General features: G+C 57.7%; 17 protein-coding genes. 10 read left to right on the top strand and 7 right to left on the bottom strand.

The window, feature by feature from the left end:
- The first annotated feature begins 86 nt into the window (after positions 1–86).
- The 3 genes from Q666_RS42765 (at position 87) to Q666_RS65885 (ending at position 4081) form a co-directional block, all read left to right on the top strand.
- A complete protein-coding gene (locus Q666_RS42765; protein WP_031270731.1) occupies positions 87–1970 on the top strand; it encodes an ABC-F family ATP-binding cassette domain-containing protein in 1884 nt (627 codons plus the stop codon).
- Positions 1970–2668 (top strand): HAD family hydrolase, encoded by a 699-nt coding sequence (locus Q666_RS42760; protein ID WP_023003983.1) that lies wholly within the window; start codon positions 1970–1972, stop codon positions 2666–2668. Before Q666_RS42765 ends, Q666_RS42760 begins: the two co-directional genes overlap by 1 nt.
- 162 nt (positions 2669–2830) lie before the next feature.
- A complete protein-coding gene (locus Q666_RS65885; protein WP_023003982.1) occupies positions 2831–4081 on the top strand; it encodes a hypothetical protein in 1251 nt (416 codons plus the stop codon).
- Between the two features lie 25 nt (positions 4082–4106).
- Here the strand turns inward: Q666_RS65885 and Q666_RS42755 are convergent, their stop codons facing one another.
- From Q666_RS42755 to Q666_RS42745, 3 genes are all read right to left on the bottom strand, one after another.
- Positions 4107–4499, bottom strand: coding sequence for a rhodanese-like domain-containing protein (locus tag Q666_RS42755; protein WP_031270729.1), 393 nt, complete (start codon positions 4497–4499; stop codon positions 4107–4109).
- 87 nt (positions 4500–4586) lie between these two features.
- Complete coding sequence (locus Q666_RS42750; protein WP_023003980.1) at positions 4587–5039, bottom strand: DNA polymerase III subunit chi; 453 nt, start codon at positions 5037–5039, stop codon at positions 4587–4589.
- 516 nt (positions 5040–5555) lie between these two features.
- A complete protein-coding gene (locus Q666_RS42745) occupies positions 5556–7055 on the bottom strand; it encodes a leucyl aminopeptidase (RefSeq protein WP_023003979.1) in 1500 nt (499 codons plus the stop codon).
- Positions 7056–7292: 237 nt separating this feature from the next.
- Here Q666_RS42745 and lptF point away from each other — a divergent pair, with 237 nt between their 5' ends.
- The 7 genes from lptF to Q666_RS42710 all read left to right on the top strand — a co-directional run bounded on the left by lptF (position 7293) and on the right by Q666_RS42710 (position 16142).
- Complete coding sequence (lptF, locus tag Q666_RS42740; protein WP_023003978.1) at positions 7293–8480, top strand: LPS export ABC transporter permease LptF; 1188 nt, start codon at positions 7293–7295, stop codon at positions 8478–8480.
- Positions 8477–9571: an LPS export ABC transporter permease LptG gene (gene lptG, locus Q666_RS42735; protein WP_023003977.1), complete on the top strand. Its 1095-nt coding sequence runs from the start codon at positions 8477–8479 to the stop codon at positions 9569–9571. The genes lptF and lptG overlap by 4 nt, the downstream gene beginning before the upstream one ends.
- Positions 9572–9629: 58 nt before the next feature.
- A complete protein-coding gene (locus tag Q666_RS42730) occupies positions 9630–11951 on the top strand; it encodes an LPS-assembly protein LptD (RefSeq protein WP_035907990.1) in 2322 nt (773 codons plus the stop codon).
- A gap of 148 nt (positions 11952–12099) precedes the next feature.
- The gene (locus Q666_RS42725) at positions 12100–13020 is read left to right on the top strand and encodes a peptidylprolyl isomerase (RefSeq protein ID WP_075281556.1); all 921 of its coding nucleotides are present in this window, start codon (positions 12100–12102) and stop codon (positions 13018–13020) included.
- 6 nt (positions 13021–13026) lie between these two features.
- Complete coding sequence (gene pdxA / locus Q666_RS42720) at positions 13027–14046, top strand: 4-hydroxythreonine-4-phosphate dehydrogenase PdxA (RefSeq protein ID WP_023003974.1); 1020 nt, start codon at positions 13027–13029, stop codon at positions 14044–14046.
- A gap of 14 nt (positions 14047–14060) precedes the next feature.
- On the top strand, positions 14061–14912 hold the full coding sequence (rsmA, locus tag Q666_RS42715) for a 16S rRNA (adenine(1518)-N(6)/adenine(1519)-N(6))-dimethyltransferase RsmA (protein WP_023003973.1): 852 nt from the start codon (positions 14061–14063) through the stop codon (positions 14910–14912).
- 279 nt (positions 14913–15191) lie between these two features.
- Complete coding sequence (locus Q666_RS42710) at positions 15192–16142, top strand: LysR family transcriptional regulator (RefSeq protein WP_023003972.1); 951 nt, start codon at positions 15192–15194, stop codon at positions 16140–16142.
- A 44-nt stretch (positions 16143–16186) separates the two neighbouring features.
- On the opposite strand, the gene gmk is transcribed toward Q666_RS42710, so the two are convergent.
- From gmk to fabF, 4 genes are all read right to left on the bottom strand, one after another.
- Positions 16187–16894, bottom strand: a complete 708-nt coding sequence (gene gmk, locus Q666_RS42705) for a guanylate kinase (RefSeq protein ID WP_023003971.1) — start codon at positions 16892–16894, stop codon at positions 16187–16189.
- A 5-nt stretch (positions 16895–16899) separates the two neighbouring features.
- Positions 16900–17793: a YicC/YloC family endoribonuclease gene (locus tag Q666_RS42700; RefSeq protein ID WP_023003970.1), complete on the bottom strand. Its 894-nt coding sequence runs from the start codon at positions 17791–17793 to the stop codon at positions 16900–16902.
- Positions 17794–17847: 54 nt separating this feature from the next.
- Positions 17848–18978 (bottom strand): endolytic transglycosylase MltG, encoded by a 1131-nt coding sequence (gene mltG / locus Q666_RS42695; protein WP_023003969.1) that lies wholly within the window; start codon positions 18976–18978, stop codon positions 17848–17850.
- A 124-nt stretch (positions 18979–19102) separates the two neighbouring features.
- Positions 19103–20368, bottom strand: coding sequence for a beta-ketoacyl-ACP synthase II (gene fabF, locus Q666_RS42690; RefSeq protein ID WP_031270725.1), 1266 nt, complete (start codon positions 20366–20368; stop codon positions 19103–19105).
- Between the last annotated feature and the right edge of the window lie 15 nt (positions 20369–20383).

The raw sequence follows: 20383 nt of genomic DNA, 5'->3' as shown, positions 1-20383 counted from the left end.
CAGCGATGCCACAGCCCGCCACCGGATCGCCCGAAGAACAGCTTTCCACTTGCATCCGCATGGGCGCTCCGCCAAACATCCGCCTCATGTTGCAGATTACGGACCTTACATATCGGATCGGAGACCGCCTCCTGATCGACAGAGCCAGCGTTACGCTCCCCGGCAAGGCCAAGACAGGTCTTGTCGGTCGAAACGGTGCGGGCAAATCAACGCTGTTCAAGATCATCACCGGGGATCTTTCCACCGAGACAGGCTCAGTGCAGATCCCGAAGCGCGCGCGCATCGGTCAGGTCGCACAGGAAGCCCCGGGGACGGAAGAAACCCTGATGGAAGTGGTGCTGGCCGCGGACAAGGAACGCAGCCAGCTGCTGGCAGAAGCCGAAACACAGACAGACCCGGCCCGGATTGCCGAAATCCATACCCGGCTCGCCGACATCGGCGCCCACACGGCTGAAGCCAGGGCGGGCTCGATCCTGTCCGGCCTTGGCTTTGATGCCGCCGCGCAGCAAAGGCCGTGTTCGTCGTTTTCGGGCGGATGGCGCATGCGCGTTGCCCTGGCTGCGGTTCTTTTTTCCGAACCCGACCTTCTTCTGCTCGACGAGCCGACGAACTATCTCGATCTTGAAGGCACGATGTGGCTGGAAAACTATGTTGCCCGCTACCCGCATCAGGTGCTTCTGATCTCCCACGACAGAGACCTTCTGAACAAGGCTGTCGACAGCATCGTCCATCTCGACCGGGGCAAGATGACCTACTACTCCGGTGGCTATGACAGTTTCGACAGGCAACGTCGCGAAGCGATGATCCTTGCAGAAAAGGCGAAGGAAAAGCAGGACGCCCAGCGCAAGCACATGCAAGCGTTTGTCGACCGGTTCCGTTACAAGGCCAGCAAGGCCCGGCAGGCGCAGTCACGCCTGAAAATGCTTGAAAAGATGCAGCCGATTGCCGCCCTCACGGATGAGAGCAGCAAGCCGATCCATTTCCCCGATCCGGACAGCCAGCTGGCACCGCCCATCCTGAAACTCGAAGGCGTGGCGACCGGCTATGGCGATACCAGGATCCTGTCGCGGCTGACGCTGAATATCGACACCGACGACCGGATTGCGTTGCTGGGCGCCAACGGCAACGGCAAGTCGACATTCGCCAAGCTGATCTCCGGACGCCTTGGCGCCATGGATGGTGAGATCACCAAGGCGTCGAAGCTGAAAATCGCCTTCTTCGCGCAGCACCAGCTTGACGAGCTCAAGCCTGCTGAAAGCGCCGTTGCGCATGTACGTGCCCTCATGCTGGATGCGCCGGAGGCAAAGGTTCGGGCTCGCGTTGCACGCATGGGGCTTCCGACCGACCGGATGGACACGCCTGCGAAAGACCTGTCTGGTGGTGAAAAAGCCCGCCTCCTCCTGGGGCTGGCGACATTTGACGGTCCGCATCTGCTGATCCTCGACGAACCGACCAACCACCTCGACATCGACAGCCGGGAAGCGCTCGTGATGGCGCTGAACGACTTTCAGGGAGCCGTCGTACTGATCAGCCACGACAGGCATCTCGTCGAGGCTTGCGCCGACCGGCTATGGCTGGTGGCAGACGGCAAGGTGGAACCCTATGACGGCGACATGGAAGACTATCGCCGACTGATCCTGCAAGGTCCCGAGGCGGTTCAGAAAGCCCGTGACAAGGCCGCCGCGGAAGCTGACAAGGCAAATGCGCAAGAAAAACGCCGCGATGCTGCCGTCAAACGCGAACTTCTGAAACCGTTGAAACAGAAGATCGATGCCGCTGAAAAGGAAATGAAGCGCCTGCAGGAAAAGATCATCAAGCTGGACGAAGCCCTTGCCGATCCGGAATTCTTCACGAGGGAACCGGAACGGGCTGCGAAATTCGCCAAGGAACGGGCCTTCTGCGAGAAGAAGCTGATCAAAACCGAAGAGGAATGGCTGGAGCTTTCCGCCGAATTCGAGGAGGCTTCCTGATGGCCAAGATCACGACACTCGGCTTCGATGCAGACGATACGCTCTGGCACAACGAACGGGTGTTCAGGCTGACGGAAGAACGGTTCGCCTCATTGCTCGGCGACTACACCGACAAGGATCACCTGGCCGAGCGGCTGCTGGCCGCGGAAAAACGCAATGTCCTGCATTACGGCTACGGCGTTAAGGGCTTTACCCTTTCCATGATCGAGACAGCGATCGAGGTCACCGACAGGCAGGTGCCCGCCGATGTCATCGCCGAAATCCTGGAAGCCGGGCGAGAGATGATGTCCCATCCCGTCGAGCCTCTCCCTTACGTTGAAGAAACGCTGAAAAAGGTGAAGGCGTCTTTCAAGCTGGTCCTGATCACCAAGGGGGACCTGTTCGACCAGGAACGCAAGGTGACGGCCTCCGGCCTCGATGTCTATTTCGACGCAATCGAGATTGTCTCTGAAAAGACCGACGAGACATACCGCTCACTGTTTTCACGCCACGGCAGTGGCCCGGGTGAAGCGCTTATGATCGGCAATTCACTGAAATCGGACATCCTGCCGGCGCTGGACGCAGGAGCATACGGTGCTCACGTGCCCTATGACCTGACCTGGGCACTGGAAGAGGCGGACGAGCCACGTGGCCATGACCGGTTTTACCGATTGGACCACATCGGCAAGGTGCCGCAACTGCTCGCTCGTCTGAGTTGAATTGCGGTATTTCGACCGAAAAATTCCTGTCGGAAGTGAAACCAATTAAAGTCTGACGGGTTGTCGTAAGTGAACATTCAGACACTGCGGGCACGTTTGCGGAGTTACCGCGGGCGTCTTCGCAAAGCTCGATTTTTCGCACGCTTCAGACCAGGATACGTAATGTCTCTCTCCAGAACCGTCACCCTATTCCTTGGCGCAACAGCGCTCGTCGTTGCCCCTTCCCTGTCGCCGGATGTGCCTTCGCTTTCCTTCCATGTGGACAAGGCGTTCGCCAAGAATGGCAACGGAAACGGCAATGGTGGTGGCGGCGGCGGAAATTCCGGCGGCAATGGTGGCGGCAACAAGGGAAATTCCGGCAACAAGGGCAATAGCGGCAACTCCAACCGCGGTGGGAACTCCGCTTCCAACGGCAACGGCAACGGCAACGGCAACAAGGGCCTTGGGATCTTCAACCGCGGCAATGGTTCCAAGCAGGCCAAGTCGAACAACGGCAACGGAAATGGAAAAGGCCTCGGTGGCTTTCTGAATTCCGTATTCGGAACCGAAAATTCAAAGAGCTCCGGCAAGCGTCAGACCGCCTCCAGAGGCAATAGTGGCACCGCGAGCCACCGGCTTCCAAAGGCTGAACGCGCGACACTGGCAAGCATTGCCGTGACCCCACAGGCAAGCCCTGCAGGCAAACCGAAGAACTTCAATGCAAAGCTTGGCCGGTTGAATTCCCTCAATCGCAATTACCACGCCTATATCAATTCCAACGACCCGCATCTGGCAGCCATTCAGGCCTACATAAATGACAGCCTTGCCTACGAGCGACTTTCCGCAGATCTGCAAGGCCTCGAACAGGACCTCCTGACCGCACGTACGCTGTTCGACGGGTTGCTTCAGGACGTGGACAGCTATGACGGCTTCGCCTACGAAGGCCTGACCTCGCAACAGCTCGAAGACCGGCTTGCCGAACTTGAAAGCCTGGATACGGCTGAATTGTCAGATGACGAGCTGACCGCTCTCGAAACTGAAAGACTGGCGCTTGAAACTGCTCTTCAGAGCGACGCCTATTCGGATTTCAAAACGGCTGAAACCAACTACGAAACGGAAAAGACCGGCCTGGATGGGCTCGCCGCTGATGTTTCTGACGAAGCGTTGGAAGAAGCACTTCTGGCGATGGCAAACGAGAACCGCGTCCGGGAATATGGCGACGACTACGTCGACGAGGAAATGCTCGACTGGGCCAAGCAGGTTCTCGGGGTTGGCGATTACGACGGCAAGATCGATGAAATCCGCGAAGCAACCGAGACCCCGGACGACGGCACGGACCCGATTGATCCCGATGAAACAGCCGTCAACGACGATGGTACGGACGGTTCGGACGCCGATCCGGATGAACTGCGCCTGATCTCGACGTCCAACTAGCACCAATACGGCGGGGCGGTCTGTTTCAGTCCTTTTGCTCGACAGGACCGCCCTTCTCGACCCAGTCTGCGAACCCGTCTGTCAGATGGGCAGCTTCAAAGCCCATATCCTGAAGCGTCGCGACAGTGAGTGCAGAGCGCCAGCCTGCGGCGCAATGGAAGATGAAGCGCTTTTCCTGCGAGAAGACCTCCTTGTGATAGGGGCTCTCCGGATCCACCCAGAACTCGATCATGCCGCGAGGGCAATGAATGCTGCCCGGAATGAACCCGAGCTTCTGACGTTCACGCACGTCTCGCAGGTCTACGAACACCACATCCGGATCTCCTACCAGGGCGATGGCAGCATCGGTGTCGACTTCCTCAATCCGCGCCTTGGCTTTGGCGACCATGTCGGCCGATGACATCTTCAGCTTCTTCATAAGGCTTTCCTCCAATATCGGCATCGCGCACCGGTGCGCGTCTCACTTTTTAAAAGTTTGCTCGCCCATCTCAGGGTCTGTGCCGGCCTAAGCCTTGCGTTCCCAACCGCCGGCTTCGGTCTGTTGCCAGTAAGCGATTTCAAACCCTTCCGCCTTGGCTTCCTTCCAGCGATTGCGCGCTTCCTGAACAGCCTCGGTATCGTTGCCATCAAACATGTAGATCGCCCGCTTGTAGGCGCTCAGCGGTGGCGGCGCGGCCCTGTCCACCAGGAAGCGCACGTCGGCTTCGTTCGGATTATCTTGCTCGGACGTGAGATATATCGGCTGATGTTCGGCGTAACCGTCTGCCTTGGTGCCATGTGGCAGAAAACCGTCGTCGGTAAAGGTCCACAAATGGGCATCAAGGGCGCTGCATCGCTCCTCGGTTCCCGTTTGCACGACAACTTTCCAATCCCGCTCCAGGCACTTTTGCAAAAGCTGCGGCAAAGCCATCTCCAGCGGCTTGTGCAAAAGGTGATAGAATACAACTTCAACGCTCATGCCGGACCCTGTCTAGACACATCCTTGTACCTTCGCTTTCCGTTTTCCACCGCCATGCCGGAATGTGGTGCAGGCCTGCAACACTCGCCTGTTCAAATTCCCCCGACGGCAAACATGACATGGACAGGCCATAAGACTCGTATCATTAACCCTTCGAAAATGTCGATTGGCTAGGGTTCGTCCCCGGGGACGATCCAATGATCATTTGATTTGGCCATGGATCAAAAAATTTGGCCGGTGAGCGGTTTTCCCGAGCCGGCGCAAAAGGGGATTTGGTGAATGCTTGCGCGTGTCGTTGTGTTTTTCGCATTGGTTGCTGTCGTTGCAGGCGCGACACTTGGCATGGGTCTTCTGGTTGAACCGGCAACGGCCTGCCAGACCTACAAGACCTGCTGATCCAGGGTCGACAGCCAGATACGAAAAACCCGCCTTCCCGGCGGGTTTTTCTTTGCCCAGCGGCATTCCAGTCCTGGCGCCCTCCACCAGTAGAAAATGCGAAGGGCGCCAAGATGGACCTCAGCCTTCGTAGTGATCCGCGACAAGCTGGTTGAGCAGACGCACGCCATAGCCCGAGGCCCAGCTCTGGCAGATTTCGTCCTTCGGAGCGCCGAATGCGGTTCCGGCGATGTCCAGATGCGCCCAGGGCACGTCATTCGTGAAACGCTGCAGGAACTGGGCAGCGGTGATGGACCCCGCCCAGCGGCCACCGGTGTTCTTGACGTCTGCATTGGGCGTATCAATGATCTTGTCGTATTCCTTCGACAACGGCAGGCGCCAAAGCGGCTCACCGCTAGACTTGGCAGATGACAACAGCTTGTCTGCCAGACCGTCGTTGTTGGAAAAGAGACCGGCATTCAGATTGCCGAGAGCGACAAGCACGGCACCGGTGAGCGTTGCCAGATCGATCATGATCGCCGGTTTGTATTTTTCCTGCGTATACCAAAGCGCGTCGGCAAGAACCAAACGACCTTCCGCATCGGTATTCAGGATCTCGATCGTGGTTCCGGACATGGCGGTGACGATGTCACCTGGTCGTTGCGCGTTACCGTCCGGCATGTTTTCGACGAGGCCGATGACACCGATCACGTTTGCCTTGGCCTTGCGCCCCGCGATCGCATGCATGGCGCCGATGACTGCGGCAGCTCCGCCCATGTCGCCTTTCATATCTTCCATGCCCGCGGCCGGCTTGATGGAGATGCCGCCAGTGTCGAACACCACGCCCTTGCCGACGAACGCAACCGGGGCGTCACCCTTCTTGCCTCCGTTCCAGCGCATCACGGCCAGCTGCGGTGGGCGGGTCGACCCTTGGGAGACGCCAAGCAAAGCAGCCATCTTAAGCTTCTTCATTTCCTTTTCGCCGAGAACCTCGACTTCGACACCAAGCGCCGTCAGTTCCTTGGCCTTCTCGGCAAACTCCACCGGACCCAGCACATTCGCCGGTTCGTTCACAAGGTCGCGGGCCAGAATCACGCCGTCGGCAATAGCTTCAGCAGAAGACCAGGCCTTTTTTGATGCCTTGGGATCGGCAACGGCCAAGGTCACCTTCATGTTCTTGGGTTTGTCATCGTCTTTCTTGGCAGTCTTGTAGGTGTCGAAGGCATAGGCCCGCAGCTTCACGCCCATTGCGAACTCTGCAGCCAATACACCGGACGGATCTGCATCGCCCGGGACATCCAGGAGCACCGTTGCTGCGTCTGCCTTCGTCTTCTGCAATTCTGCAAACACCGCGCCGCCAAAAGCCCGCCAATCGTCGCCAGTCAACTCGCCGGCATCGCCAACGCCGAATACGATCAGCCGGTCGAGACCCGATCCGGCAGGAGCGACCAGATCAAGACTTGCCTTCTTCTTCCCGGTGAAACCTGCGATACCGGCCGAACGTTGCAAGCCTCCCTCGAGACCCGAGACAACTTCTGCAGCAACCGGCCCAAGGCTAAGGTCGCTACCGGCCAGGATTACGGCCACCCCACCCTTCGGCGTTTCGGCCTTGGAGAAGTTCAGTTTTGCAAGCTTGGTCATGCTTCGGTCCCGTTGGTTTTTCTGGTTGGAGCGGTTGGGCAGTGGAAAGAAAAGGCGCCCTATCCCGTAGATTGTGATTTTCGTGTCAAATCATGGGGTTTCAACAGCTTTTCGGCAAGGGCGACAAAAATTAATGTATATTTACCATTCTTATTCATGAGCCATTCACCACATTCCGTGTTATTCGGTCTCAGGCCGATTATCGTCATTTTTGCAGGGACATGTACCGGCACCGTTATGAAAACGCTTGAACGTTACATCATCCGCCGGACTGTTTACGCTTTCACCCTCACGATTGCAGCGATGACGGGTGTGGTTTGGGCAACCCAGGCCTTGCGCCAACTGGACCTGGTGACCTCAAAGGGTCAGACCATCGTCCAGTTCATTGGCATAACCATGCTTGCCCTGCCCTTCCTGATCGTCATCGTGGCTCCGTTCGCCCTGATGATCGCGCTGATACTGGTTCTAAACTCCTTGTCGGGCGACAGTGAGCTGATCGTGATCGATGCCAGTGGCGGCTCCAGGTTCCTTGTCTTGAAACCGGTCATGCTCTTTGCCTTCGTAGTCATGTTGCTGACCGCGAGCATGTCACTTTATGTGGCTCCCACCGGATTGGCTCAGCTGCGCACCGAGATTACCCGCGTGCGCGCAGACCTTGTTGCCAACATCGTCAAGCCGGGCCGCTTCATCACCGTCGAGGACGGATTGACGTTCCATATCCGCAACCGTTCCGGCAAAGGCACTCTTGACGGTCTTTTGATGCACGACACCCGCGACCCGGAGACGGCCTTTACCTATCAGGCAGACACCGGGCTGATCGTCGAAGCTGCCGATCGCACGCTTCTTGTCATGCAGAACGGAACAATTCAGAGACGTCCAAAGCAGCAGGGCGATATTTCGATCGTTCGCTTCCAGTCCTATGCATTCGATTTGTCGAACCTTATTCCTGAAGCTGGCGAGCCGGTGTTCAAAGCCAGTGAGCGGACCACCCTTAACCTGATGTCACCAGGCAGGAACGACGAATATGCGCTGAAGAATCCGGACAAGTTGGCGCAGGAGCTCCACGAACGCTTCAGCCAGCCGCTTTACTGCCTTTCCTTCGGCCTGATCGTGTTCGCGTTTCTCGGCAAGGCCAGAACGACACGCCAGGGGCGCGGGTTCGCCGTGCTCGGGGCAATCTGTTCCTGTGTCCTGTTGAGGACCACGGGCTTCGGCGTAACCGCCATTTCCGGTGGTTCCACCGCGCTTCTCAGCCTGCTTTACATTGTTCCCGTTGCGGGCGCGGTGTTCGCCCTCGTCTCCATCTTCCGCGAACAAGGCGGGTCGCAGCCACGCTGGCTGGTCGATCTGCAACATTCTGTTCAGGACAGGATTGATGCACTGAGTGATCGCTTGAACGGTCGCAAGCCAGGAGGCGTCGCATGATCCTTGGACGGACCCTGTCGCTGTATTTTTCAGGGCGTTTCCTGAAGGCTATCCTCGGTCTCTTCCTGTTTGCCGCTGTCCTGATCTATCTGTTCGACGTCCTGGAACTGGTTAGACGTGGTGGTGACCGCGAAGGATTTTCCGTCCTGCGCGTTGCCATGATCTCGGCCTTGCGGGTGCCTCTGCTGCTGGAACAGGTCATTCCCTTCACCGTCCTGTTCGGTGCAATTGCTGCCTTCGTGACACTGAGCCGAGGCCTGGAACTGGTCGTGGCACGGGCTTCCGGCATCTCGGTCTGGCAGTTTTCTCTTCCCGCCATCCTTGTCGGGATCGTTCTCGGTATCCTGTCCATCACCGTCTACAATCCTGCGGCTGTCTGGTTTCAGCAGAAATCGGACGAAGCAGCTGCCGGTTTGTTCGGCTCGGAACAAAGTTTCCTTTTGCAGTCCTCGAACGACGTTTGGGTTCGGCAGGACGGCCTGGACGGAGAATCAGTGTTGCTTGCCAAGCAATTGCTGGAAGGCGGCACGCTGCTGCAGGGCGTCACCATTTTCACGTTCGACAAGGACGGTACCTTCCGCGAGCGGATCGAAGCTGACGAAGCGCGGCTCGGAGACCAGATCTGGTACCTGGACAATGCCATCGTCTACACGACCGAACAGGATCCACAGCCTTACGGGCAATATCAGATCAGCACATTCCTGACTGCGACTGAAGTTCGTGAAAGCATCGGATCCCCCGAATCGATTTCGTTCTGGAATTTGCCTCGTTTCATCGAACTGGCCAGAAACGCTGGGTTACCTGCCTATCGCTACAATTTGCAGTATCAGACTCTCCTCGCCCGCCCGCTTCTTTTGGTCGCTATGATTTTGATCGCAGCGGCGGTTTCCCTTAAAGTTTCGAGGTTTGGCGGTTTGGGAAGTATGATTCTGGGTGGAATCCTTTCCGGGTTCGTGCTTTACGTTCTAACCGAACTTGCCAAGGACTTCGGGGGTGCGGGTATTGTCCCTCCCTTGGTGGCGGCCTGGGCGCCGGGAATATTTGGAGTACTCATGGGTTTGACAATTCTCTTGAATCAGGAAGACGGGTAAAGCGATGACTTTTCCGGTTTTTCTGACAACAGAGACTTGGGCCAAAAAAGGCAGACTGTTGGCTGCGGCGAGCTTGTGCGCCATTGCAGCAACCCTTTGCCATGGGTACGGATCACCAGCCGCGGCACAGGACCTGACAGCAGGTCTGGCCGGTCAAGTCGATCCCGATGCCGAACTCCTGCTTGAATCAAGTGAGATCACCTACGATTTCGACCGCGATCTCATCGTCGCGACCGGAGATGTGCAGGTCTATTACGACGGCAGCACCGTCCAGGCGCATCAGGTTGTCTTCGACCGCAAGAGCCAGCAGCTCAAGGCGTCGGGCAATGTGATCTTCATCGAATCCAACGGCAATGTCGTGCGCACGGAAGAAATGGTCCTGTCCGAAGACTTTTCAGAAGGCTTCGCACGTGCCCTTCAGATCGACACGACGCGGCGCACACGCTTCCTGGCTGAGCAAGCCCGGCGCGAAGGCAACAACATCACGACCATCGATAACGGCGTCTATACGGTCTACACCAAACCGACCAACCCGCCGGACAAGCCGCCGCTCTGGCGCGTGCGGGCCGAGAAGATCATCCACAATCAGCAGGAAAAGATCATCCGGTTCGAGAACGCAGCCTTCGAGGTCTACGGTCAGCCGATTGCCTACCTGCCCTATCTGTCAATGCCGGATCCGTCCGTCACCCGAAAGTCCGGTTTCCTGATGCCTAGCGGCATTGTGTCCGACAAACTCGGGTATGGCGTAAGCGTTCCTTATTATTGGGCGCTCAGCCCCTATTACGATGTGACGACCATTCTGACGCCACTCACCAAGCAGGGCGTGTTCGGCGATGTCGAATATCGTCATCGGTTTGCCGCTGGCGAAGTGAGTGTTTCTGCGGCTGGCCTGTTTCAGGCACAGCCGAGCAATTTCACGACGGACCGCGCTGACGATCGCTGGCGCGGTGCGGTCAATTCGACCGCCTCCTTCAGCATTGCGCGCGACTGGACCCTCGGCTGGAACCTGACCTACAAGAGTGACCGTCAGTTCTTCAAGGACTACTCGTTCACCAGTTTTGGCGACAACGGCGAGACCTCCACGATCTATCTGGAAGGCAAGACCGACCGTAACGCGCTGTCTGTCAAAGCCTATGCGTATCAGATATCCCAGGAGGACTATACGGACAGCCAGTTCAATGCCAATGGCTTCTCTCCGGTCGGCAGCTCCCTGCAGGACAAGCAGCCGCTCGTTCTGCCCGTGATCGACTATGACTATGTGTTCGCGGATCCGATCCTCGCCGGTGAGTTGGCACTGACTGCCAATTTCACCTCACTGACACGCGATGAAACGGATGCTTTCTCCATTGATGGCGGCACAACTGCGAAATTCCGTGGTATCGACGGCACCTTCTCGCGCGTGTCCGTGAAGGGGAACTGGCGCCGCACATTCATCGATCCGCTTGGACAGTCGTTCACGCCGTTTGCCTATATGCGCGGTGACCTGTTCTTTCTGGCCTCACCGGATTCTGACGTGACCGCTCTCACAGGCGAAAGTTTCGTCGGCCGTGCAATGCCCGCAATCGGCCTGGAATACCGCTATCCGTTCATTGCAACTTTCAACGGCGGCAACCAGATCCTGGAGCCCGTCGCCCAGGTTGTGGCCCGTCCGAACGAGCAGCGGATCGGCGAACTGCCGAACGACGACGCGCAAAGCATCGTCTTTGATACGACGACCCTGTTCGACTACGACAAGTTCTCGGGCTTTGACCGCGCCGAAGGCGGCACACGTCTTAACGTCGGCCTGAACTACAAGCTGCAACTGGACAGTGGCTACTATGTCAGCGGCCTGTTCGGTCGGTCCTATCAGCTTGCCGGCGACAACTCCTATGCCATTCCGGACATACTCGGTGCGACGCAGGATTCCGGTCTGGAAACTTCCTTGTCCGATTACGTCGGCAGCCTCTATCTGGACACGCAATACGGTGTGAAGGTCGGCGCCCAGGCCCGGCTCGACAAGGAAGATTTCACCGTGAACCGGATACAGGCACAGGCCAGCGGTATCTACGGCCCGGTCGTGTCTTCCCTTGCCTATGCGTTCCTGAACGCGCAGCCGGATGTCGGGATCGATGATCCGCGAGAGGAACTGCTAGGCTCCGCGAGCCTTCGCCTTGAGGAAAACTGGCGCATTTTCGGCTCCATGCGATACGATCTGCAAAACAGCAACATCGTGCAGGACGGTCTCGGGATCGGTTATGACGACGAAGGTTTTTCGCTGTCCGTCACCTATGCTGAAGACCGCAGCCGCAACGATGGCGATGACGTCAACCGGACGCTTTATTTCCGCATCGGGTTGAGGACCATCGGCACGACACAGGTTTCAAGCGGCGCTCTCAACTAGGCCATCTGACTGACCGTAGGTCATCATGCCGCCATGAAAAAAGGCATGATGCGTGGAACCTTTGAAATTTCGGGCATGATATGCGAAACATCATGTCATAAAACAACGAACTTCGGTTTGGCCTCAAGCCAGCACGGATGGTTATTCAATGCGACTTCGTATCGTTCCGGTATTCTTTGGACTAGCTTTGATCCTGGCAGCGCCGCTGGCAACGCCTTCCCATGCAGCGATCAAAATCATTGTCAACGATGTGCCGATTACCGACTACGACATCAGCCAACGCGCCCGGCTGATTACAATGACCCAGCGCAAGTCCGCATCCATCGCCAAAAAGCAGGCGGAAGAGGAACTGGTCGACGACCAGGTCAAACTTGCCGAAGCCGAACGTGTCGGCGTTGACGTCAGCCAGTCGGAAGTCGACAACGCTTTCAACAACATTGCCCGCAATGTGAAGATGTCTCCGGCCCAGCTTTCCAAGGCGCTTCGCAGTGGCGGTGTTCAGCCCGATACCTTGAAGGAACGCCTCAAGGCGCAGCTTGCCTGGAACCAGGTGTTGCGGTCCCGTTTCAGTGGCCGGATCGAAGTGGATGAATCCGACGTGATCGCGGCCCTGAAGAAGACCGACGAGGAAGACCGTCAGAAGTCCGTGGAATATGACCTCAAAAGGGTCATTGTCGTGGTACCGAAGAACTCCTCCGGTGGTTTCAAGTCCAAGCGCAAGAACGAGAGCAACCAGATCCGGGCTGCTTTCAACGGCTGCGATGAATCCGGCGCCATTCTCGGCAAATACAGCGAAGTGGTTGTGCAGCCTATCGGACGCCGGCTCGAAACCGAGCTTCCGGAAAACATGCGCGCCGAAATCGAAAAAATGACACCGGGCAAGTTGACGAAACCTTCCACCACGCCCGTCGGTTACGAAATGATCGCGGTTTGCGGAAAACGCGAAATCGCGTCGGACATAGCCGTTCGCACGGAACTTGAAAACGAGCTGCGACAGAAGGAAGGCGAAAGCCAGTCCCGTCGGTATCTCCTGGAAATCCGCCGTCGTTCCACCATCATTTATCGCTGATCCTACATGCGCTCCAACCAGAAGCCGATCGCCGTCAGTATGGGAGAACCTGCCGGGATCGGCCCGGACCTGGCTCTGATTGCATGGGCTAATCGCAAAGCTCTCGGATTGCCGCCATTCTACATTCGCGGTGACGAATCCCTGCTGCACGAACGTGCACAGAAAATGGGCCTGAACGCGCGGCTCAGGCTGGTAGCGCAGGACGAGGCTGTTGCGACTTTCACCAAAGCTTTGCCCGTTGTACAGACCGGGCCGGCCCTACCCGACCAGCCGGGTGTGGAAGCACCTGAAACGGCAGCTTCCGTTGTTGCTGCTATTGAAGGGTGTGTCGACGATATAAAGTCCGGCCATGCCTGCGCCCTCGTGACCAGTCCGATCAACAAGGCTGCGCTTTACCGAACCGGCTTCGCCTTCCCCGGCCATACGGAATATCTGGGCTCCCTTGCAGAGATGCACTGGCCAGGAGAACCGGCAAAACCCGTGATGATGATTGCCGGACCGGAGTTGATGGTGGTTCCGGTCACCATTCACATTCCAATTCGCGATGTTCCGACATCTCTCACGACTGAACTTATCGTTGAGACTGCGGAAATTACCGCACGCGACCTCAAGACCAGGTTTGGCTACACGTCACCACGATTGGCGATTTGCGGGCTGAACCCTCATGCGGGTGAAAACGGCTCGATGGGAACAGAAGACCGCGACATTATAGAGCCAGCCATTTCTCGCCTGCGAGCGATGGGTATCGAGGCGACAGGTCCGCATCCAGCCGACACTCTGTTTCACCCGCCTGCACGGCAGCATTATGACTGCGTGCTTGGCATGTATCACGACCAGGTGTTGATACCGGCGAAGACCATCGGTTTCGATGAGAGTGTCAATGTCACGCTGGGCCTGCCTTTCGTGCGCACCTCTCCCGACCATGGCACGGCATACAACCTGGCTGGAACCGGCACCGCCCGGGTCGACAGTTTCGCTGCGTCCTTGCGCATGGCGGATGTGCTTGCCAACCCCGAGCGGTTCTAGGGCGATAGCGATCAATGGCTCAGATAGACGACCTGCCCCCGTTGCGCGACGTCATCGCCGCTCATGGTCTCAATGCGAAAAAGTCGCTGGGACAGAACTTCCTTCTCGATCTCAATCTCACCTCTCGCATCGCCCGATCTGCGGGCAGTCTTGAAGATTGCACCGTTCTGGAAGTCGGCCCTGGTCCCGGTGGGCTGACCCGTGCCCTGCTGGCCGCAGGAGCGAAGCGGGTGATCGCGATTGAAAAGGACAGCCGCTGCCTGCCGGCTCTTGCCGAAATCTCGGCACACTATCCGGGGCGCCTGGAAGTCATCGAAGGCGATGCCCTTGAAATCGATCCGGTGGCCCTGACTGGAGGAGACAAGGTCCGCATTGCCGCGAACCTGCCTTACAACGTTGGCACCCAGCTGCTTATCAATTGGATCACGACACCGCAGTGGCCGCCATTCTGGTCGTCGCTGACGCTGATGTTCCAGAAGGAAGTCGGTGAGCGGATCAGCGCGCCCCCCGCGTCCAAGGCCTATGGCAGGCTTGCAGTTCTGGCAGGCTGGCGCTGCAAGGGCGGGATCCTGTTCGACATCAGCCCAAAGGCGTTCACGCCGCCCCCGAAAGTGACGTCGGCTGTGGTTCATCTGACGCCAAATCCTTCGCCCCTGCCCTGCGACCTGAAAGCCCTTGAAAAGATTACCGCTGCGGCCTTTGGCCAGAGACGCAAGATGCTGCGTGCCAGCCTCAAGTCACTGACACCGGACGCAGAAGACTTGGTCACAAGGGCCGGGTTGAAGCCGACGGCCCGTGCCGAAGAAATCGACATCGCAGGGTTCGTTGAACTTGCCAACACGTTCAGGGCCGCTCAGGCAGTTTGACGACTGGCAGGATGCTGGAAAGTTCCGGTTTACGGCACTTGCCCGCCTGAACGGCTTTCAGGTTGTCCGGGTTATCCAACCCGAGATCCCGCATCATCCAATCCGGCATTTGGTTTCTTCGGTCAGCCTTGTCCGGACCGGTGTACCAAACGTTTCGTTTTCTTGAAAACAGGACCCTTAAAAAGCTGACCATTGTCTCATCTCCCGTTGATGACGGGCAGAAGATGTCAGAACCTTTTTAGAATGTAATTGAATGATGCTGCATGATATCATTCAAAAATGAATGAAATCGATTTTGACTGGGATGCCGTACGCGTCTTTCTAGCTGTTGCCGAGAATCAGAGCCTCAGCAAAGCCGCCCAGGTTCTTTGCCTGTCCCAACCAACCGTCGGCCGCCATATTGCGCGGTTAGAAGAACAGTTGGACGTACAATTGTTCGATCGACGCCAGACCGGCTACGAACTGACGGGTGGTGGCCGACGTTTGATCAAGATTGCCAGATCCATGGCACGCGGAGCGGCGGACTTCAGGCGCGCGGTTGATCTGGAAAAGGTCGGCTCAAAAGAGCAGGTCTGCAGGATCACGCTCGGTGAATGGGGGCAGCATTATCTGACACGGCACGTCGACCAGATAACCGATGGTCTTGACGGTGTCCGGATAGAATTTTTCGCGGACGATGCCTTCTGGGATCTCAGCCGGAACTCCGCCGACATCGCCATCGGGAACAGACAGCCTAAACATCCGCACCTGATTGTCCAGAAACTGGGTGAGATCCAGTTTCACGTCTACGCCTCAAAGGACTACTGCCGAAAGCGGCCGGACGCTGTTGACCCCTCGACCTGGCAGGAACAGATCTGGGCGGGATATTGCGGCAGCCGGGCGCGGCTCAAGTCCTCGCAGTTGCTCAACGCCATTCTGCTGGGCAAGACATGCCGCTACGCCGTCAACAATTCCGTATCGCTCTGCAATATTCTGAACGCCGGGCACGCCATGGGCGTTCTACCAGACTGGATCGCGGAAACGGAGGGTCTGACACGCCTGACGGCTACCCCACTCGCTCAGGGAGGGTCATGGATGAGCTTTCACGAAAGACTGCGTTTCCACCCGATGCTGTCGGAGGTCAAGGATCGCGTCGCCAAGCTCTTTCGGCAGAGGTTTTCAGAAACAGCCTCTCGAGCAGAGCAAAGGGATACAGCTCATGTCGCAGGTGCAGGTTCTTCGTCTTCCTAGCTTCGAATGACGCTGAATGGCCAGTTTAGGCAGCGCTTGAGACGTCAGGATTTTTCGGCCAGCTCGTTTTCCAGATCATCGACCATGCCCTGAATGAGCGGACCGATTTTCGGTGAGCGGAACTGCTTCAGTCTTTCTGCTTTCAGGATTGCACGAACGTTTTCGTAAGCGCGTTCCAGATCGTCATTCACCACAACATAATCGTATTTCGACCAGTGGCGCATTTCACCAACAGCAGTCTTCATCCGCTTGAGGATAACAGTGTCCTCATCTTCAGCACGCCGCTTCAGCCGTGATTTCATTTCCGCGATGGACGGCGGCAGAATGAAGATGGAAACGACATCGTCACGCATCTTTTCATAGAGCTGGAAGGTTCCCTGAATATCGATGTCGAACAGGATGTCCTTGCCATTTTCAATAGCATTTTCGACCGGTCCACGCGGTGTGGCGTAGTAGTTGCCATGCACCTCGGCCCACTCCAGCAGCTCATCGTGCTCGCGCATCTGCTCGAACCTGCCGGCATCAATGAAGTGGTAGTGCACGCCGTCAACTTCGCTGGACCTGCGTGGCCGCGTGGTCACGGAGATCGACAGGGCAAGATTGTCTTCGTTCTGCAGCAGCAGGCGCGCGATCGTCGACTTTCCGGCTCCGGACGGTGACGACAGCACCAGCATCAGGCCACGGCGCTGCTGCTCGGCCTGCTCCGCACTGACAGTGGTTCCCGTTGAGGTACCGGCAGGTGCGTCGGTCATGTGGCTCACTCCAGATTCTGTATCTGCTCACGCATTTGATCGATAACGGACTTCAGGTCCAGCCCAATGGCTGTCAGGTCCACGTCGTTGGACTTTGAACACAAAGTGTTGGCTTCCCGGTTAAATTCCTGAGCCAGGAAATCCAGGCGCCTTCCGATTGCTCCACCGGTGTCCATCAATTCACGCACGGCTGCCACATGGGCATGCAGGCGATCCAGCTCCTCACGGATGTCAGCCTTGGTTGCCAGAAAGACAGCTTCCTGATGCACGCGCTGCGGATCCAGTTGACCGTCCGAGGCATCCATCAGCTCTGCGAGCTGTCGCTTCAGCCGTGCCTTTATGGCGTCCGGTTTGCGCGCAGGCAGATCCTCGGCGGCCTGGGTCAGTTCGGCGATCCTGTCGATCTGAACTCGTACCACCTTGCCAATTGCCTGCCCCTCGCTGTGGCGCATGTCGACAAGGTCAATCAGCGCAGCATCCAGGGTCGTCAGAAGAGTGTTGTGAAGCGCTGCCTGAACCGCTTCGTCTTCTTCGGGCTCCTTGAGCTCAAAGACGCCTTTTTGCGCCAGAATGGCGTCAAGCGACGGCGGAGCAAGATCAGGTACCCGGTTCTTGAGGAGATCGATTGTTGCAAGGACAGCTTCAAGAGCCGATTCATTGACCTGGAGCTGCTGTTCGGACTGGTCTCTCTGCATGGAGAGCCCGACGGAAACATTTCCGCGCCGAAGAAGCTTGCCGCAACGCTCGCGGATCTTCGGTTCAAGCGTCTCCAAACCCGTCGGGATGCGGATACGAAGGTCAAGGGACTTGCCGTTGACAGATCTCAGTTCCCAGGTCCAGCGAACCGGTCCGGATTCTCCAAGGGCCCGTGCAAAGCCCGTCATGCTGGCAAGTGCCATGTGCCCCCCTTTGCGAATGTGCCGCCACCGGCCCGCCGCAAAGGCGGGCTCCGGTCAATTGGATGTGGCTGGCTGCGTTTCCTGGTTCTGCTCCGCCTGACGACGGTCTCTTTCCACCTGACGCCACTTGCGGACATTTGCCTGGTGCTGCTCGTAGGTCTCGGCAAAGATGTGGCCACCGGTTCCGTCGGCCACGAAATAGAGATCCTGCGTGCGGGAAGGATTGGCGACCGCTTCCATGGCCGCGCGGCCCGGATTACCGATCGGTCCTGGCGGCAAGCCGTCGATCTGGTAGGTGTTGTACTTGTTGTCCGCCTTCAGCTCGGATTGCTTGATTGCCGAGCGGTCCTTGAGCCACGCTTCACCGCCATAAAGACCGTAAAGGATCGTAGGGTCGGATTGCAGGCGCATGTTCTTGTTGAGACGGTTCACGAAAACACCGGCGACACGCGGTCGCTCGTCTGCCAGGGCTGTTTCCTTTTCAACGATCGACGCGAGAATAACCAGGTCTTCCGGCGTTTCGACCGGCAGGCCTTCCGTCCGGCGTCCCCAGATTTCGCTCAGCAGCTTGGATTGCGCCGCTTTCATCTGGTTGAGAACTTCCTGGCGCGAGGCACCGCGTGCAAAGGTATAGGTTTCGGGAAGCAGTGCACCTTCTTCCGGAACTTCGGTAATCTCGCCTACAAGCACTGGGTGCTCGCGCACGCGCTCGATGATCTGGGCGGTGGTCCAGCCTTCCGGGATCGTTACCGAATGGGTGACGGCATTGCCCTCCACCAGATCGGTCATGATCTCCTGCATGGAGACGCCGGGCGCAAAAGCGTATTCACCGGCTTTCAGTTTGGTGGCGTTCTTGTAGAAGCGGATGCCCAGGTTGAAGATCCACTCGTCGAGCAGATTGTCGCTGATGACACCCTGCCCTGAAAGCCTGTCGGTAATACCCGAAAGCCCGGCACCTGAAGAAATCACCACGGTGGCGTCCTTCTGCAGCGGGCCCTTTTCCTCGAATTTCTGTTTGCCGAAATAAAGCGCGCCCCCGAACGCGGCAAGTCCGAACACGGTCAATGTGATGACCATGTTGATCAGAATGACGAAGGGGTTGCGTACGTGCCTGGAGCGTTGCGGAGGCGCAGGCGCCGGTTCCGGCTGCAAGGCTTCACGCGGGCTTTTGGGCTTAATGCGCATATTGGGTCGCACCTCCAAGATTGAGCCCCCAAATCCCTGACTTAGGCTCAAACGGACCAGTTGTCACAATCAAAGTTTCAGGCCGGCCCGAGAGAATCGGACCGGCCTGAAGAACTTGAATGGGTTATGCGGCAACTTTGCGGAAGACAAGCGAGGCATTTGTGCCGCCGAAGCCGAACGAGTTCGAAAGGGCGACATTGATATCCAGCTTCTTCGGCTTGTGCGGCACCAAGTCGATAACCGTCTCGACAGACGGATTATCGAGGTTGATCGTCGGCGGAGCCATACCGTCACGCATGGCCAGAACCGAGAAAATGGCCTCGACCGCACCAGCAGCACCGAGAAGGTGACCGATGGAGGACTTGGTCGATGACATTGTCAGATCGGCGGCATGTTCTCCCGCAAGCCGGGTGACAGCGCCAAGTTCGATCTCGTCGCCAAGCGGCGTCGAGGTTCCATGAGCATTCACATAGTCGATGTCGGCCGGCGTGACCTGGGCGCGCTTCAGCGCAGCTTCCATGCAACGGTAGGCACCATCGCCATCGGAGGACGGAGCGGTGATGTGATAAGCATCGCCGGACAAGCCGTAACCGATGATCTCACCGTAGATCTTTGCGCCGCGGCGAACTGCATGCTCGTATTCTTCGAGCACGACGACACCGGCACCTTCGCCCATCACAAAGCCGTCGCGGGCGACGTCGTAAGGGCGGGAACCTTTTTCGGGAGTGTCGTTGAAAGCCGTGGAAAGCGCACGGCAGGCAGCAAAGCCCGCGAGTGCAAGACGGCAGACCGGAGATTCCGTACCGCCAGCAACCATGACATCCGCATCACCGAAGGCAATCAACCGCGATGCATCGCCAATGGCGTGCGCGCCGGTCGAACACGCGGTCACGACAGCGTGGTTCGGGCCCTTCAGGCTGTGACGGATCGAGACATACCCGCCGGCAAGGTTGATCAGACGGCCGGGAATGAAAAACGGAGAAATGCGGCGCGGGCCTTTTTCGGCCAACAGATTGGCGCCCTGCTCGATGCCCTGAAGACCACCGATGCCGGAGCCGATCAAAACGCCAGAGCGTACCTGTTGTTCGTAAGTCTCAGCCTTGTAGCCGGAATCGGCCATTGCCTGATCGGCAGCCGCCATCGCGTAGACGATGAAATCATCGACCTTGCGCTGTTCCTTGACGTCCATCCAGTCATCCGGATTGAACGCGCCTTCAACGGACGAGTCACGCGGGATCTGACATGCGATCTGGCAGGCCAGATCGTCAACTTTGAAATTCGTGACCTTGTTGGCCCCGCTCTGTCCTTCAAGGATCTTTTTCCAAGTGACATCGACACCACAGCCAAGCGGCGTCACCATGCCCAACCCAGTTACGACAACTCGCCTCATACACCCGCACTTACG

Source organism: Labrenzia sp. C1B70, from assembly GCF_000475395.1.
Taxonomy (GTDB): Bacteria; Pseudomonadota; Alphaproteobacteria; order Rhizobiales; family Stappiaceae; genus Roseibium; species Roseibium algicola.
Note: the sequence above shows the minus strand (reverse complement) of the source record. Positions and strands in the feature narration are given on the sequence as shown.

What these genes read in the sequence shown, in the direction of transcription:
- Q666_RS42750 (WP_023003980.1), bottom strand. Translation starts at nt 5,039, where the DNA reads ATGAGCGTTGAAGTTGTATTCTATCACCTTTTGCACAAGCCGCTGGAG.
- fabF (WP_031270725.1), bottom strand. Translation starts at nt 20,368, where the DNA reads ATGAGGCGAGTTGTCGTAACTGGGTTGGGCATGGTGACGCCGCTTGGC.
- Q666_RS42745 (WP_023003979.1), bottom strand. Translation starts at nt 7,055, where the DNA reads ATGACCAAGCTTGCAAAACTGAACTTCTCCAAGGCCGAAACGCCGAAG.
- Q666_RS42700 (WP_023003970.1), bottom strand. Translation starts at nt 17,793, where the DNA reads ATGGCACTTGCCAGCATGACGGGCTTTGCACGGGCCCTTGGAGAATCC.
- mltG (WP_023003969.1), bottom strand. Translation starts at nt 18,978, where the DNA reads ATGCGCATTAAGCCCAAAAGCCCGCGTGAAGCCTTGCAGCCGGAACCG.
- Q666_RS42710 (WP_023003972.1), top strand. Translation starts at nt 15,192, where the DNA reads ATGAATGAAATCGATTTTGACTGGGATGCCGTACGCGTCTTTCTAGCT.
- lptF (WP_023003978.1), top strand. Translation starts at nt 7,293, where the DNA reads ATGAAAACGCTTGAACGTTACATCATCCGCCGGACTGTTTACGCTTTC.
- Q666_RS42725 (WP_075281556.1), top strand. Translation starts at nt 12,100, where the DNA reads ATGCGACTTCGTATCGTTCCGGTATTCTTTGGACTAGCTTTGATCCTG.
- Q666_RS65885 (WP_023003982.1), top strand. Translation starts at nt 2,831, where the DNA reads ATGTCTCTCTCCAGAACCGTCACCCTATTCCTTGGCGCAACAGCGCTC.
- Q666_RS42765 (WP_031270731.1), top strand. Translation starts at nt 87, where the DNA reads ATGTTGCAGATTACGGACCTTACATATCGGATCGGAGACCGCCTCCTG.
- Q666_RS42760 (WP_023003983.1), top strand. Translation starts at nt 1,970, where the DNA reads ATGGCCAAGATCACGACACTCGGCTTCGATGCAGACGATACGCTCTGG.
- gmk (WP_023003971.1), bottom strand. Translation starts at nt 16,894, where the DNA reads ATGACCGACGCACCTGCCGGTACCTCAACGGGAACCACTGTCAGTGCG.
- rsmA (WP_023003973.1), top strand. Translation starts at nt 14,061, where the DNA reads ATGGCTCAGATAGACGACCTGCCCCCGTTGCGCGACGTCATCGCCGCT.
- lptG (WP_023003977.1), top strand. Translation starts at nt 8,477, where the DNA reads ATGATCCTTGGACGGACCCTGTCGCTGTATTTTTCAGGGCGTTTCCTG.
- Q666_RS42755 (WP_031270729.1), bottom strand. Translation starts at nt 4,499, where the DNA reads ATGAAGAAGCTGAAGATGTCATCGGCCGACATGGTCGCCAAAGCCAAG.
- pdxA (WP_023003974.1), top strand. Translation starts at nt 13,027, where the DNA reads ATGCGCTCCAACCAGAAGCCGATCGCCGTCAGTATGGGAGAACCTGCC.